Here is a 13,247-nt window from a genome sequence, read left to right on the forward strand (position 1 = left end):
CCAGTCAGTTGCGCAGAAATCTGGCTCGTTCAGTCTACGTGAGAGACGAGTCCCGCAGCGTTTTGGTTCCCGGCGGCCGTTTCGCGCTCTCACGGGCCAGGGCCGGGGCCAAACCGCCGCTCTCATGAACCACCACGGCGTCCAGCGCCAGCCACTCGGCCATGCCGGCCAGCTCGGCTGCCAGCTCCGCGGCGGTTCCGGGCGGGGCGTCGTCTTCGGCGTGCGCAGCCCGGACCACGAGCCTGCCCGAGGCCCGGTCCGCTTTCAAGTCCACGCGGGCACACAGCCGGTCCCCCAGCAGGAACGGCAGGACGTAGTAGCCGTAGGTCCGCTTCGGCGCCGGCGTGTAGATTTCGATCCGGTAGCGAAAGCCGAACAGCCGCTCCACCCGCTGGCGTTCGAACACCAAGGAATCGAAGGGGCTCAGGAGTGCCCTGCCGGTGGCGCGGCGCGGCCGGGCCGCCTCGGCGTGCAGGTACACGTCGCCCCTCCAGCCATCCACCTGCACCGCTTCCAGCTTTCCGGCCGCCTCCAGGGTCCGCACCGCGTCGGCGGCCGCCCGCACCGGCACCCGGAAGTAGTCGGCGAAGCACTTGACGGTCCCGATGCCGTGAGCCAGCGCGGCGGCCTCGATCAGCCTCAGCATCGCCTGTTCAGGATCGGGCCGGTACTGTGCGTCGTGCGGGGCTGGCAGCACCCGCTCGGTCAGGGTGTAGAGCCGTTCGAACTGGGGAGTCCGCGCGGCGGCGCTGACCAGCCCCTGTTCGAAGAGGTCCTCCAGCACCCGCTTGACCGCGTTCCAGTTCCAGCCCCAGTCGGTCTTCGGCTGGTGCGCGTCATGGCCGATCCGGTCGGCGACCGCCCGGGCGGTCAGGCCGCGCGAGGAGGAAAGCGTGTCCAGGATCTTGGCGGTCAGGTCCTGGACGAGGACCGGGTCCATGCCGGCGGCGCCAACCCACCGGCGACGCTGCCACTGGCGGAGATCGGCGAAATCCTGCGGCTTGATATAGCTGGCTTCGTGCGCCCAGTACTCCATCATGCGGCGCGGCGCTTTTCCCGCAAACCGGTGGAGGATGTCGACGTCGTAGCCGCCGAGCCTGGAGAAGAACGGCAGGTAATGCGAGCGCACCAGCACGTTCACGGAGTCAATCTGCAGCAGCCGCAGCCGGTCAAAGGTCCGGCCCACCTGCCTTGCCGTGACAAGGCCGGTGGGCCGTTCCTGAACCAAGCCCTGCGCCGCCAGCGCGATGCGGCGGGCCTGGGCCGGAGTGATGCGGGCTGTCATGCCTTCATACTAGGCAGCCGCGGCGCTGTCAGGCCTTGGCGCCCGCCGACGCGCGGTAGGCCAGCACCTCTTCGCGCGCCTTGGCTTCTTCGGCGCTGCAATCGGCGTCGAGGGTGATCACGCCGTACGTCCAGCCACGACGGCGGTAGACGACGCTGGGTGCGTTCGTCGCCTTGTCGATGAACAGGTAGAAGTCGTGTCCCACCAGTTCCATGTTGTCCACGGCATCGTCGAGAGTCATGGACGCGGCCGGGAAGACCTTGCGGCGGATCAGCACCGGTGAGTCTCCGGCGGGAACATCGTTGTCGATGTCGTAGCCGGTCCGGTCCTCGGCCTGGTCCTGGGCAGTTGCCGCAGCCAGCGCCGCTTCGTGCAGCGGCATGTCCGAGCTGGCCGGTTCCAGCGTGGCGGTGGCCTGATGGACGGCGGTCGGGGTGTGACGGCCGTGGTGGACCTTGCGGCGGTCCCGAGCGCGGCGCAGGCGCTCCAAAAGCTTGTTATAGGCAATGTCGAAAGCTGCAAACTTGTCCGCGGCCTTGGCCTCGGCGCGGACCACGCTGCCCCGTCCGAGCACGGTGAGCTCGACGGTCATCGAGCTTTCGGCATTGCGGGCATTGGCCTCTTTGGTGACTTTGGCATCAAGCCGCTGGACCTTGTCGCCCAACTGCTCGATCTTGGAGATCTTCTCCTCAGCGTACTCGCGGAACCGATCCGAAACGGACAGGTTGCGGCCGTTGATGTTGAATTCCATGGTGCCCTCCATAATTGCCTAGATGACACAACAGCGACCGAAAAGAGAAACTCCTTTCAGCCGCTGAAGACGGGTTGCCTCCCTCGCGGGAGCCCATACTTCACGTTAGATCACGGACACCTTTTATTCACCCTTTACCCACGAATATCTACAACATTTGCCGACGATGTCCGAGGGCACTCCGAGGGCCGGTGCAGCCGGCACTGCATAATCGTTACACTCCGCGTCATTCCGCGGTGCTCACGAGGGCCGGCTCGCGGCCTCCCGGCCCGCATCCCGGCCGGCGGGCCCGGCCGGGGCCGAGGCGGCTGCCAGCACCGCTCCGCCCAGGGGATGTCCGCCGGCGGCACGCAGGGCCCGGGCCAGCTCACCCATCGTGGCACCGGTGGTGAGCACGTCGTCCACCAGGAGGCAGCACCTCCCGGCGATCAGGGGTGCGTACCCCGGCGGCACGGCCATGCTGCCGGCAACGTTCCGTTGCCGCGCCGACCGGCCCAGCGACTTCTGCCCGCCCGGGGAACCCGGCCGCTGCAGGCGCCGCGCCGGGTCCACCTGGCGGACGGCGGGCAGCAACTGCAGGCCGGCCGGCAGCAGGCCTTGCCGGGCCAGGCGGGACAGCAGCAGTTGAAGCGGATCGTAGCCGCGGCGCCGGCGGGAGCTGCCGCGCGAGGGAACCGGGACCAGCACCGCCGCGGCGGGCCGGCCCGCACGTGCCGCGGCCGCGTCCAGGGCTCCGGCCAGCACGACGGCCAGCACCGGCGCCAACTCGGTCCGGCCGTGGTTCTTAAAGGCCAGCACGGCCTGGGACAGTTCACGCCGGTAGGGTCCCCCGGCGGTCACCGGCAGCGGCCGGCCGGCCTCGTCCAGCGGCAAGGAGTCGGCGTCCTGTTCCACGGCGATCGGTCGCACCGTCGAGCGCCGCAGGCGCCGCCCGCAGGCAGCGCACAGGACGTAATCCGTCGCACCGCAGGCCACGCAGTCGGTCGGCAGCAGCAGCCGGCCGAACTGCCCGGACCAGATCCGCAGCGCCTGCGCGGCCCGGCTGAAATACAGCCTGTCCAGCCGGGTGCCCACGTCCGCCGTCACCTTCATCACCGTGTCCCCGCCATCCCTTCAGCCTGGCCGCGCCCCCGCCCGCCCGGGGCGGCCCGGGTACCGGCTGTGGAGTGTTCCGGTGCTGCGGCCGCTGTGGAGGCGGGGCTATCCGGGGAAGGACGGATCGATGACCAGCGGGGAATTTCGCTGCGGAGCCCAGCTGTTGCCGACGCGGATGTAGAGCATCTCGTTGGTCTGGGCGTACACGTCCTGGTCGCCGTTGCCGGCGCTGATCTCCACCATCCCCTGCAGGGGCGCGGTCCGCAGGGTGCTGCCGTCCAGGTTCAGCACCTCCGCAGTCACCGCTTGGTCGGGCGAGGCCTGCATGACGACGACGGTATCCTCGTCCGCCCAGACGCCCGAGTCCACCGGCACCGAGGGGTTCAGCCGCTTGGGGGTGGTGATGCCCCGGGGCCGGCCGTCCTGGTCGCGGACGACGCCGGCAACGTAGACCGAGGTGCTCTCGCCTTCACGGGTGGTGATGAGCGCCCTGGAACCTTCACGTGAAATCTGCAGCTCGGTCACGGTTCGCTCCGTCAGCCATTGGGCGCTGACCGCCACCGATTCGTCCGGCGCCTCGATGGACACCGCGGAGACTTTCCCGCTGCCGTCGCCGGCCGCCGCCCAGGCCCAGCCGAAGGGATCGACGCTGGGTCCGGTGAGGTTGCTTCCGGTTGCCGCCTCCACCGCGCGGCGGTCCTCGCCGATCACGAACATCCGGTTGCGCTCGGCGGTCAGGAAGGCAAAGCGTTCCTGGTCCAGCGACATCGCCGGTTCGCGCGGGCGCAGCCGGCTGACGGACGGCAGGTCCTCCGGCTTGACCGGCCGCGATCCTTCGTAAAACACCAGTTCCTCGTCCAAAACCCCGATCTGCACGTTGCCGACCGCGGGGTCCGTCACCGCGGCTTGGAACTGGGGATCGGGGGAATTGCCCAGGTCCACTTCCCGCTGGTCCACGGTCATCTGGACGGTGGAGACGGTATTGAGCTCTCCCAGCGTCAGTTCCAGCTGCTGTTGCATCTGCTGCCGGCGCAGGAACGTGGTGCCCGTGAGGACTTCGGCCGACAGGTCCACGCTGGCAGCCCCCGATTCGATCGGTACGGCCCGCCGCACCAGCTGCGAGCCTTCCGGGAAGGCACTGATCACGGCGCCGGCCAGGTACGGCGCGGGCCCCTCCAGCATGGCAGCCACGATGGCCGCCGAGATGCCCTGCCGGTTGGCGAACCAACGTACGTCCGGCACGGCATACGTGTACGTCGGGTCGTAGTAGTACAGGTTGAACGGGGAGAACAAGGTGCGGAAGTCCACCGTGGAGACCATGGTCCCGTCCGGAACGCTGGAGATCCGCCATTCGCCGTCCACCTGCGCCAGTTCCACCGGCAGCGATTCGGTGGCCCCTTCCTCGGCCTGGGTGCGGACGCCCGACTCGTTGATCGTGGCATCGACCTCCACCTGGAGCACGAATTCGGTTTCGGACGGCGATCCGACAATCCGCACGACGTTCCGGTACACCAGCGTCCGCTGCACCGGCTGCCATTCGCCGGCGAGGTCCGGGGCGAGGAATTCGCGCGCAATCCGGTAATCGTCCTGCGTGGCCGTGCCCGCCTGGATGAAGCCGGCGACGATCTGCTGCGGGGAGTCCCCCGGCGACGGCCCCGGCGGGTTGAAGGTGTAGCCGGTCCCCCCGGTTTCGCCCGAATCGGCCTGGACCGTGCCCACCGGCCCCGACATCGGGATGGAGGAACAGGAGACCAGCGCCAGCATGGCACAGAGCATGACGACGACGGCGCGCAGCCGGGAGGGGCGGGCAGGCTCAGCTGGGATCCGGAACACCGTTTTCCTCCTGCTGTTCGAGGAGCACATTCTCGGCCACCAGCTGGCCGTGCCACGCGGAGGCGCCGGCCGGTGGCAGCGGCAGCGGCGAATGGGTAAGCGTGCCGCCGCTGTGCCGCGGCAGCGTGAGCCGGAAGCAGGCACCGTTGCCCGGCTCGCCCCACGCCTGCAGCCAGCCGCCGTGGAGGCGGGCATCCTCGGTGGAAATCGACAGCCCCAGACCGCTGCCGCCGGTGGTCCGCGCCCGGGCCGGGTCGGCGCGCCAGAAGCGGTCGAACACCCTGGAGGCTTCCATGGGCGTCATCCCGATGCCGTAGTCCCGCACCGAGACGGCCACGGCGTCCTCGGTCGCCCCGACCGTGACCTCCACCGGTTTGCCTTCGCCGTGTTCCAGCGCGTTGACAATCAGGTTGCGCAGGATGCGTTCGATTCTGCGGCGGTCCATGTCCGCGATGCAGCGCGGCTCGTGGGCAATCAGCCGCAGCTCCGACCCGCTGTTCTCCGCAAGCGGCTGGGCGGCGTCGAGCGCGGTGCGGGCGATCTCCACCAAATCGGTCGGCTCCGCGTCCAGGGCGGCAGCACCAGCGTCGAAACGGGAGATTTCCAAGAGGTCGGCGAGCAGCGCCTGGAAACGCTCCACCTGGTTGTACAGCAGTTCCGTGGAGCGGGCGTTGATGGGATCGAAGTCCCCGCGCGATTCGTACAGCACCTCCGCGGCCATGCGGACCGTGGTCAGCGGCGTCCGCAGTTCATGCGACACATCGGACACGAACCGCTGCTGCATTTCGGACAGCGCCGCCAGCTGCGTGATCTGCTCCTGCAGGCTGTTGGCCATGTGGTTGAAGGAGGCCCCCAGCCGGGCGAGTTCGTCCTCGCCCCGGACTTCCAGCCGCTCCTGCAGTTGTCCGGCCGCCAGCTTCTCCGAGGCGATCGCCGCCTGGCTGACCGGGTGCACGACTGCGCGGGTCAGCAGCCAGACGATGCCGCCGACCAGGATCAGCAGCAGCCCGCCGCCGATCCAGAGCACCCGGTGAATGAAGTCCAGGGTCTGCTGGACCGAGGAGAGGTCGTAGATCAGGTACAGCGCATACAAATTGCCCGGCGGCAACGACACCTTGGTGCCGAATCCGATCGCCGGGACATCGCTGTCGCCCACGGGCAGCGCGAGCGCCTGGCGGTACTGCCCGGTGCCGGTGGCGACTTCCCGGGCCAGCCCCTCCGGAATGATGTTGGCGGTGATGGAGGTGTTCGACTGGCTGAACACGTAGAGGTTCTGGCCGCCCGGCAGCGGCGTCAGCAGGTAGTAGCGCGGCGCTTCGGCGCCGGTGCCTTCCAGCAGTTTCAGCGTGTCCGCCACCATGCTGGAGACGGTCGCCCGGTCGCTGGCGGAGGAACTCTCGAAGATTGTCTTGACCTGGGACAGCCCGCGCCGGGACTCGGCCTCCGCCTGGTTTACCCGCTCCTGGTAGAGCCCGGAGGCGATCTGGCTGGAGAGGAACGCGCCCACGCCCATGAAGGCGAAGGCGGTGAGCAGGACGGCGGCGGTCACCGTACGGAACTGCAGCGACCGCCGCCATTTCCGGTTCAGGAACTCGCGGGCCCGCAGCGTGGCATGCCAAGCGGCCTCAGCTGCCGCCTTCAGCTTGGCTGTCCACCGGCTGAGAACCGGCTCCACTTACCCTTGGCCGGCCTTGTAACCGACGCCGCGGACCGTGAGCACCACTTCGGGGGCCTCCGGATCGCGTTCGATCTTGGAGCGCAGCCGCTGGACGTGAACGTTGACCAGGCGGGTGTCTGCGGCGTGGCGGTAGCCCCAGACCTGCTCCAGCAGCAATTCGCGGGTGAAGACCTGCCAGGGTTTCCGGGCCAGGGCCACCAGCAGGTCGAATTCCAGCGGGGTGAGCGAGATCTTCTCGTCCCCGCGGTGGACCACATGCCCGGCAACATCGATCACCACGTCGGCGATCCGCAGGGTCTCGGGCGCCCGCTGATCGCCCGGGCGCAGGCGCGCGCGCACCCGGGCTACGAGTTCTGCCGGCTTGAACGGCTTGGGCACGTAGTCGTCGGCACCGGATTCCAGGCCCCGGACCACGTCGGAGGTGTCCGACTTGGCCGTCAGCATGACAATGGGAACGTCCGATTCGCCACGGATCTGGCGGCAGACCTCGATGCCGTCCAGCCCCGGGAGCATCAGGTCGAGCAGCACCAGGTCCGGCTTGCTGCTGCGGAAGACCTCGAGGGCCTGCGCGCCGTCCGCGCAGAACACGGGATCGAATCCGTCGTTGCGCAGCACGATGCCGATCATCTCGGCCAGGGCCTCGTCGTCGTCTACGACCAGAATGCGTGCCTTCATATCTCCCTATTGTTCCCTATTCCCCTCATCCCTGACGTAACGACGCACAGGGCACACCGACACTGCGCCCACGGCGGGCCCGCGCCGGGATGGTAGGAACTGGCGGACCGAAACTATAGGCTGATGAGAGGCTAACACTTCGCCGGAGGCCTCCCGCAGCCGGCGACACGAGATGAGGAAGACGGGACGCGATGAGCCACGGGGCCAATGACGCCGGGCACGACAGCAGGGATCCGCAAGGCCAGGGCCCCGACGGCACGGGCCCCGGCAACGGCGCCGGGGCCGACAGCCAGGCGCCGGGCCAGCCTGCGTGGGGGCAGCAGCCGGTCTGGGGACAGCCCGGGCCGGGCGCGCAACACCCGACGTGGGCGCCGCCGGGCCAGCAGCCTCCGCCCTCCCAGTCCGGGTGGAACCCGCAGCCGGTGTGGGGACAGCCCGCGCCCGGCGCACAGCAGCAGGAAGGTTGGCCGGCGCCCTCCCAGTCCGGGTGGAACCCGCAGCCGCAGTGGGGACAGCCCGCGCCCGGCGCCCAGCAGCAGGGAGGCTGGCCGGCGCCCGCCGGTCCGGGCCCGTACCGCGGCTATGTGGCTCCGCCGAAACCGGGCGTCATCCCGCTGCGTCCGCTCGGCGTCGGCGAGATCCTCGACGGCGCCTTCCAGGCGGCCCGCAAGAACGCCGCGGCGGTCTTCGGCACCGCGGTGCTGCTCCAGGTGGTCGTCAGCGCGCTGGCCTGGCTGGTCGGCGGGCTGATCATTTCGGCCTTCGGCGGCCTGCAGGTCATGGCCAACGAGGAACTCACGGATGCATCCGCGGTGGCCTTCGGCCTGTCCATCATCATCTCCTCGCTCGTGCTCGGCCTGCTGTCCGGGGTGGGGATCCTGGTCCTGCAGGGCGTCCTCGCCATTCCCACCGCCCGGGCCGCGGTCAACCAGAAAACCGGCTTCGGCCTGATGTTCGCGCTTGCGAAGGGCCGGATCGGGGCGCTGGTCGGGCTGGCCCTGCTCTATCTCGCCCTCACCGCTGCCGCACTGGTCGCGATCATCGCCGGCTCCTTCTTCCTGGCCGACCAGCTCGGCGTGTCCTCGGCCTGGATCATCGTGCTGATCATTGTGGGCCTGACGGCGGTATCCGTCTGGATCGGCATCAAGCTGATGCTGGCACCGGCGGTGATCATCATGGAACGCGCCTCGGTCTTCCGGGCGCTCGCTCGGTCGTGGCAGCTGACCGACCGCAGCTGGTGGCGGACCTTTGGCATCATCCTCTTGTGCACCATCATCGTCACGGTGATCACCTCCGTGGTCAGCATGCCCATCTCGTTCATCGTGGGACTCGCCGGTCCGCTGCTGGGCGACCCCACATCGCCCGAGAGCATGCTGGCGACCATGGGGCCGCTCACGCTGGTCTCGATGCTGCTGTCTTCCATCTTCTCGGCCATCGGCTACGCCTTCCAAGCGGCCGTGATCGCCCTGGTCTACATCGACCTGCGGATCCGCCGCGAAGGGTTCGACGTCGTGCTGTTGCGCGAACATGAAGCCTCCGGCGGCCGGGAGACCCGGACCATTCCGGGACTCGGCGCGGGCGCGGCACCCGGCCCCGCGGTTCCCGGGCCGGCCGGCCCCTGGCCGACGTGACCGTGCACGCCCCGGGCATCGCGGCGGCGGCACCGGGTTCCGCAGCTGTCCCCTTCGAGGTCCCGGTGGAGCCGGGGCCGGAAGAGGCGCGCGAACTGCTCGTCCGCGAACTGGCCAAGGAGGAGTACCAGGATGCCCGGCCCGGGGTCTTGGAATCGGTGCTGCAGGCCATCCTCGACTGGCTGGCCGGGCTGGTCGCCCAACTCAATGGCTTCAGCCCCAATCTCGGCACGCTGGTCCTGGTCCTGGCCGCCCTGCTGCTGATCGGCGCGGCCGTGTGGCTGGTCAAGCCCCGGCGCAACGCCCGCAGCCGCGCGGCGGCGGAGATGTTCGACGGCGCCGTCCCGCTCACAGCCGACGAACACCGCCGCAAGTCCCGGGCGGCCGCGGACCGGGGCGACTGGGATGCGGCGCTGACCGAGCGGTTCCGCGCGCTGGTGCGCTCGATGGAAGAGCGGGTGGTCCTGGATGCCCGGCCGGGCCGCACCGCCGACGAGGCGGCCGCAGGCATCGCCGCCGCGTTCGGCGCCGAGGCCGGGCGGCTGCGGGTTGCGGCCAACCGGTTCGACGCCGTGAGGTACGGCAACGTTCCCGCCACGCGTGCGGACCTTGACCAGCTGGCGGCCCTGGACGATTCCCTGGCCGCGGCCTCCCCGCAGCCTGGCGGCAGCGGCCCGGCGCCGCTGGCGGTTCCGCGATGAGCCACGCACGCGCCGCGGACCGGACTGCTGCGGCAGCCGATAGCTCCGCCGGAGGCACCACCGGAACCGGCGGCGCACCCGGAGACCTGCCGGAAACCGTCGGCGACGGCGGCTCGGTGCTGTCCACGCTGCGCGACCGGCTGCGCCGGTGGAGCTTCTGGCTCCTGCTGCTGGTGCTGCTGTGCGGCGTGGTGGCGCTGGAACTGCTCCGCGGCCCGGCCGCCGACCGCGCCGGCCTCTCCCCCGGCAACGCCGCGCCCAACGGAGCCCAGGCCGTGGCCGAAGTGCTTCGTCAGCAGGGGGTGCAGGTGACCGCCACGCATTCGCTGCAGGAGACCCGGGACCAGCTGACGGCAGGCGACGCCGCCCTGCTGATCCACGACCCGGACGGCTACCTGACCGCCGGGCAGCTGAAACCGCTGAAGGAGCAGGCCGCGCGGATCGTGCTGCTCGAGCCCGGCTTTGAGGCGCTGCGGGCCCTTGCCCCCGGCGTCCGGGCCGCCGGCGTCGTCCCTGCCGACGGGGGCAACCTCGCGGCCGCCTGCGGCCTGCCCGGCCCCGCCGCGGCCGGCGAAATCACCCGCGGCGGCTTGGCCTACCGCGGCGGCGGCGAGCTGTGCTTCGCCTTCGAGACACCGGCCGATGACGCGGCGCCCTTCGTAGTGTCCGACGACGGAGCCACCATCGTGCTCGGGGCCGGCCATGTGCTCAGCAACGAAGGCGTCGTCCGCGCCGGCAACGCCGCGCTGGCCCTGCGCACGCTGGGAGCCACCGAGCGGCTGGTGTGGTACCGGGCGGGACTGGAGGACCTTCCGGTGTCCGGCGAAGCGGTCAACCCCATGAGCCTGCTGCCCGCCTGGGTGCTTCCGGTGTCCCTGTGGCTCATGGCCGTCGGCGTCGCCGCGATGTTCTGGCGCGGACGCCGGCTCGGGCCCCTGGTGTCCGAGCCTTTGCCGGTGGTGGTCCGCTCGGCCGAGACGATCGAGGGCCGTGCCCGGCTGTACCGGAGCGCCAAGGCCGTGAACCACGCCGCCGACAACCTGCGCGCCGCCACCCTGACCCGGCTCGCCGCCCACCTGCGGCTGCCGGCAGGCGCCGCGAGCGCCGACGTCGTCGATGCGGTAGCCCGGGACAGCAGCCGCCCGCGTGCCGAACTGGAGCGCCTCCTGCGCCACGAGGCACCCGGCACCGAAGCCCGGCTGGCGGCGTGGGCACAAGAACTGCAGCAGCTAGAGAAAGAGGTAACGCACCGATGAGCGATCAGCCAGGACAGCGGCAGGCATCCCAGTACGGCGGAGGGCCGGCCGTCGCCACGCCGCCCGCCGACGACGACCGCCTGCGCCAGACCCTGCATGACGTCCGCACCGAAGTGGCGAAGGCAGTGGTGGGCCAGGATGCCACCGTCACCGGGCTGCTGATCGCCCTGCTGTCGCACGGGCATGTGCTGCTGGAGGGAGTGCCCGGCGTCGCCAAGACGCTGCTGGTCCGCTCGCTCTCCGCAGCCTTGAGCCTGGACACCAAGCGGATCCAGTTCACGCCCGACCTGATGCCGGGCGATGTCACGGGCTCCATGATTTACGACACCCACACGGCCGAATTCCGCTTCCGGGAGGGCCCGGTCTTCACGAACATCCTCCTGGCCGACGAAATCAACCGGACGCCGCCGAAGACGCAGGCCTCGCTGCTGGAAGCGATGGAAGAACGCCAGGTGTCGGTGGACGGCACCTCACGGAAGCTGCCCGAACCGTTCATCGTGGCGGCCACGCAGAACCCGGTGGAATACGAGGGCACCTACCCGCTGCCGGAAGCGCAGTTGGACCGCTTCCTGCTGAAGCTCACCATGCACCTGCCCGACCGGGACGCGGAAATCGAAATCATCCGCCGCCACAGCCAGGGCTTCGACCCGCGCGACCTGCAGGCCGCCGGGGTGCAGGCCGCCGCCTCCGCCGAGGACCTGGTGTGGGCCCGGGCCGCCGTGGCCCGGGTGGCGATCGCGCCGGAGGTGGTCGGCTACATCGTGGACCTGGTCCGGGCCACGCGGTCCGCGCCGTCGTTCCAGCTGGGCGTTTCGCCGCGCGGCGCCACCGCCCTGCTCAACACCTCCCGGGCCTGGGCGTGGCTGAACGGCCGCGGTTTTGTCACGCCGGACGACGTCAAGGCGATGGCCCTGCCGGCGCTGCGGCACCGGGTGGGACTGCGGCCGGAGGCGCAAATGGACGGCGTGCAGGCCGACGACGTGCTGCAGAGCATCCTGGCCACCGTGCCGGTCCCCCGCTGAGTGACGCCGTGGCGATCACCGGACGTTTCGTCCTGCTGGCCCTGGCGGGCGTCATCCCGCTGATGCTCTTCCCGCGCCCCGTCACGGCCCTAATGTGCTGCCTGCTGCTGGCCGCGGCGGTCGGCGTGGACCTGTCGCTGGCGCTGTCGCCGCGCCGCGTCGGGCTGCAGCGGAGGCTGCCGTCGAATGTCCGGCTGGGGGAATCCGTGACGGCCCGGCTGCTGCTGGCCAACCATGGCCGCCGCCGGCTGCGGGCCGTGGTGCGCGACGGCTGGCAGCCCTCGGCCGGCGCCGCCAACCCGGAGCAGCGCGTGCGCCTCGCGCCGGGGGAACGGCGGCTGGTCGATGTGCAGCTGACGCCGCAGCGCCGCGGCGACCTGCAGGCGCACCACGTCACCGTCCGGTCGCTGGGGCCGCTGGGGGTGGCCGCGCGCCAGATCACCATCGCCCTGCCCGGCCGGCTGCGGGTGCTGCCGCCGTTCCATTCCAAGCGGCACCTGCCCTCCAAGCTGCGCAAGCTGCGCGAACTGGACGGCCGCGTGGCGGTGCAAATCCGCGGGGCCGGCACCGAGTTCGATTCGCTGCGCGACTACGTGCGCGGCGACGACGTGCGCTCCATCGACTGGCGCGCCACCGCCCGGCGGCAGGCCGTCGTCGTCCGCACCTGGCGTCCCGAACGCGACCGCCGGGTGGTGATCGTGCTCGACACCTCCCGCACCTCGGCCGCACGGATTGAGGACGAGCCGCGGCTGGACACCGGAATCGAGGCATCGCTGCTGCTGGCCGTGCTCGCCGAGCGCGGCGGCGACCGCGTGGATTTCCTGGCCTTCGACCGGCGGCCGCGGGCCAGGGTCGCCTCCGCGGCCAAGGGCAACCTGCTCAACCAGCTGGTCAACGCCATGGCCCCGCTGGAACCGGAACTGATCGAAGCGGACTGGTCGCAGATACCCGCGGAGATCCACGCCCTGTCCTCGCACCGGTCGCTGGTGGTGCTGCTGACCTCGCTGGACTCCGGGGCGGCGGAGGAGGGGCTGCTGCCGGTGCTGGCCCAGTTGACCGCCAAGCACACCGTGGTGGTCGCCTCCGTCAGCGATCCGCACGTGGACCGGCTGCGCGCCGTCCGCGGGACCGCCGACGACACGTACCGGGCCGCCGCCGCCGAGCGTGCCGTGCTGGAACGGGCGGCAGTCGCCGCGCAGATCCGCCAGTTCGGCGCGGAAGTGGTGGACGCTCCCCCGCACGAACTGCCGCCTCAACTGGCCGACCTGTACATCCGGCTCAAAGCCGCCGGACGGCTGTAACCGCCATGGACCCCGCCAC

Annotated in this window: 11 protein-coding genes; 5 read left to right on the plus strand and 6 right to left on the minus strand. The window is 70.6% G+C overall.

Going from position 1 to position 13,247, the window contains the following annotated elements:
• Nucleotides 1-34: 34 nt before the first annotated feature.
• From AC5RVV_RS04675 to mtrA, 6 genes are all read right to left on the minus strand, one after another.
• Complete coding sequence (locus AC5RVV_RS04675) at nt 35-1,285, minus strand: winged helix-turn-helix domain-containing protein (protein ID WP_494000219.1); 1,251 nt, start codon at nt 1,283-1,285, stop codon at nt 35-37.
• 28 nt (nt 1,286-1,313) lie between these two features.
• Nucleotides 1,314-2,036: a ribosome hibernation-promoting factor, HPF/YfiA family gene (gene hpf / locus AC5RVV_RS04680; protein ID WP_494000220.1), complete on the minus strand. Its 723-nt coding sequence runs from the start codon at nt 2,034-2,036 to the stop codon at nt 1,314-1,316.
• Nucleotides 2,037-2,276: 240 nt separating this feature from the next.
• A complete protein-coding gene (locus AC5RVV_RS04685) occupies nt 2,277-3,128 on the minus strand; it encodes a ComF family protein (protein WP_494000221.1) in 852 nt (283 codons plus the stop codon).
• A 108-nt stretch (nt 3,129-3,236) separates the two neighbouring features.
• Nucleotides 3,237-4,964, minus strand: a complete 1,728-nt coding sequence (locus AC5RVV_RS04690) for an LpqB family beta-propeller domain-containing protein (protein ID WP_494000222.1) — start codon at nt 4,962-4,964, stop codon at nt 3,237-3,239.
• Nucleotides 4,945-6,639: an MtrAB system histidine kinase MtrB gene (gene mtrB / locus AC5RVV_RS04695; RefSeq protein ID WP_494000223.1), complete on the minus strand. Its 1,695-nt coding sequence runs from the start codon at nt 6,637-6,639 to the stop codon at nt 4,945-4,947. Before mtrB ends, AC5RVV_RS04690 begins: the two co-directional genes overlap by 20 nt.
• The gene (gene mtrA / locus AC5RVV_RS04700; RefSeq protein ID WP_493989146.1) at nt 6,640-7,317 is read right to left on the minus strand and encodes an MtrAB system response regulator MtrA; all 678 of its coding nucleotides are present in this window, start codon (nt 7,315-7,317) and stop codon (nt 6,640-6,642) included.
• 191 nt (nt 7,318-7,508) lie between these two features.
• Here mtrA and AC5RVV_RS04705 point away from each other — a divergent pair, with 191 nt between their 5' ends.
• From AC5RVV_RS04705 to AC5RVV_RS04725, 5 genes are read left to right on the plus strand one after another with little or no spacing between them, the layout of a single operon-like run.
• Nucleotides 7,509-8,948, plus strand: coding sequence for a proline-rich domain-containing protein (locus AC5RVV_RS04705; protein ID WP_494000224.1), 1,440 nt, complete (start codon nt 7,509-7,511; stop codon nt 8,946-8,948).
• Nucleotides 8,945-9,649: a DUF4129 domain-containing protein gene (locus AC5RVV_RS04710; protein ID WP_494000225.1), complete on the plus strand. Its 705-nt coding sequence runs from the start codon at nt 8,945-8,947 to the stop codon at nt 9,647-9,649. The genes AC5RVV_RS04705 and AC5RVV_RS04710 overlap by 4 nt, the downstream gene beginning before the upstream one ends.
• A complete protein-coding gene (locus AC5RVV_RS04715; protein ID WP_494000226.1) occupies nt 9,646-10,905 on the plus strand; it encodes a DUF4350 domain-containing protein in 1,260 nt (419 codons plus the stop codon). Before AC5RVV_RS04710 ends, AC5RVV_RS04715 begins: the two co-directional genes overlap by 4 nt.
• On the plus strand, nt 10,902-11,927 hold the full coding sequence (locus AC5RVV_RS04720; RefSeq protein WP_494000227.1) for an AAA family ATPase: 1,026 nt from the start codon (nt 10,902-10,904) through the stop codon (nt 11,925-11,927). Before AC5RVV_RS04715 ends, AC5RVV_RS04720 begins: the two co-directional genes overlap by 4 nt.
• Nucleotides 11,928-11,935: 8 nt before the next feature.
• On the plus strand, nt 11,936-13,228 hold the full coding sequence (locus AC5RVV_RS04725; protein ID WP_494000228.1) for a DUF58 domain-containing protein: 1,293 nt from the start codon (nt 11,936-11,938) through the stop codon (nt 13,226-13,228).
• Nucleotides 13,229-13,247: the final 19 nt, after the last annotated feature.

The sequence above is a fragment of the Arthrobacter sp. MDT2-34-1 genome (assembly GCF_059091365.1).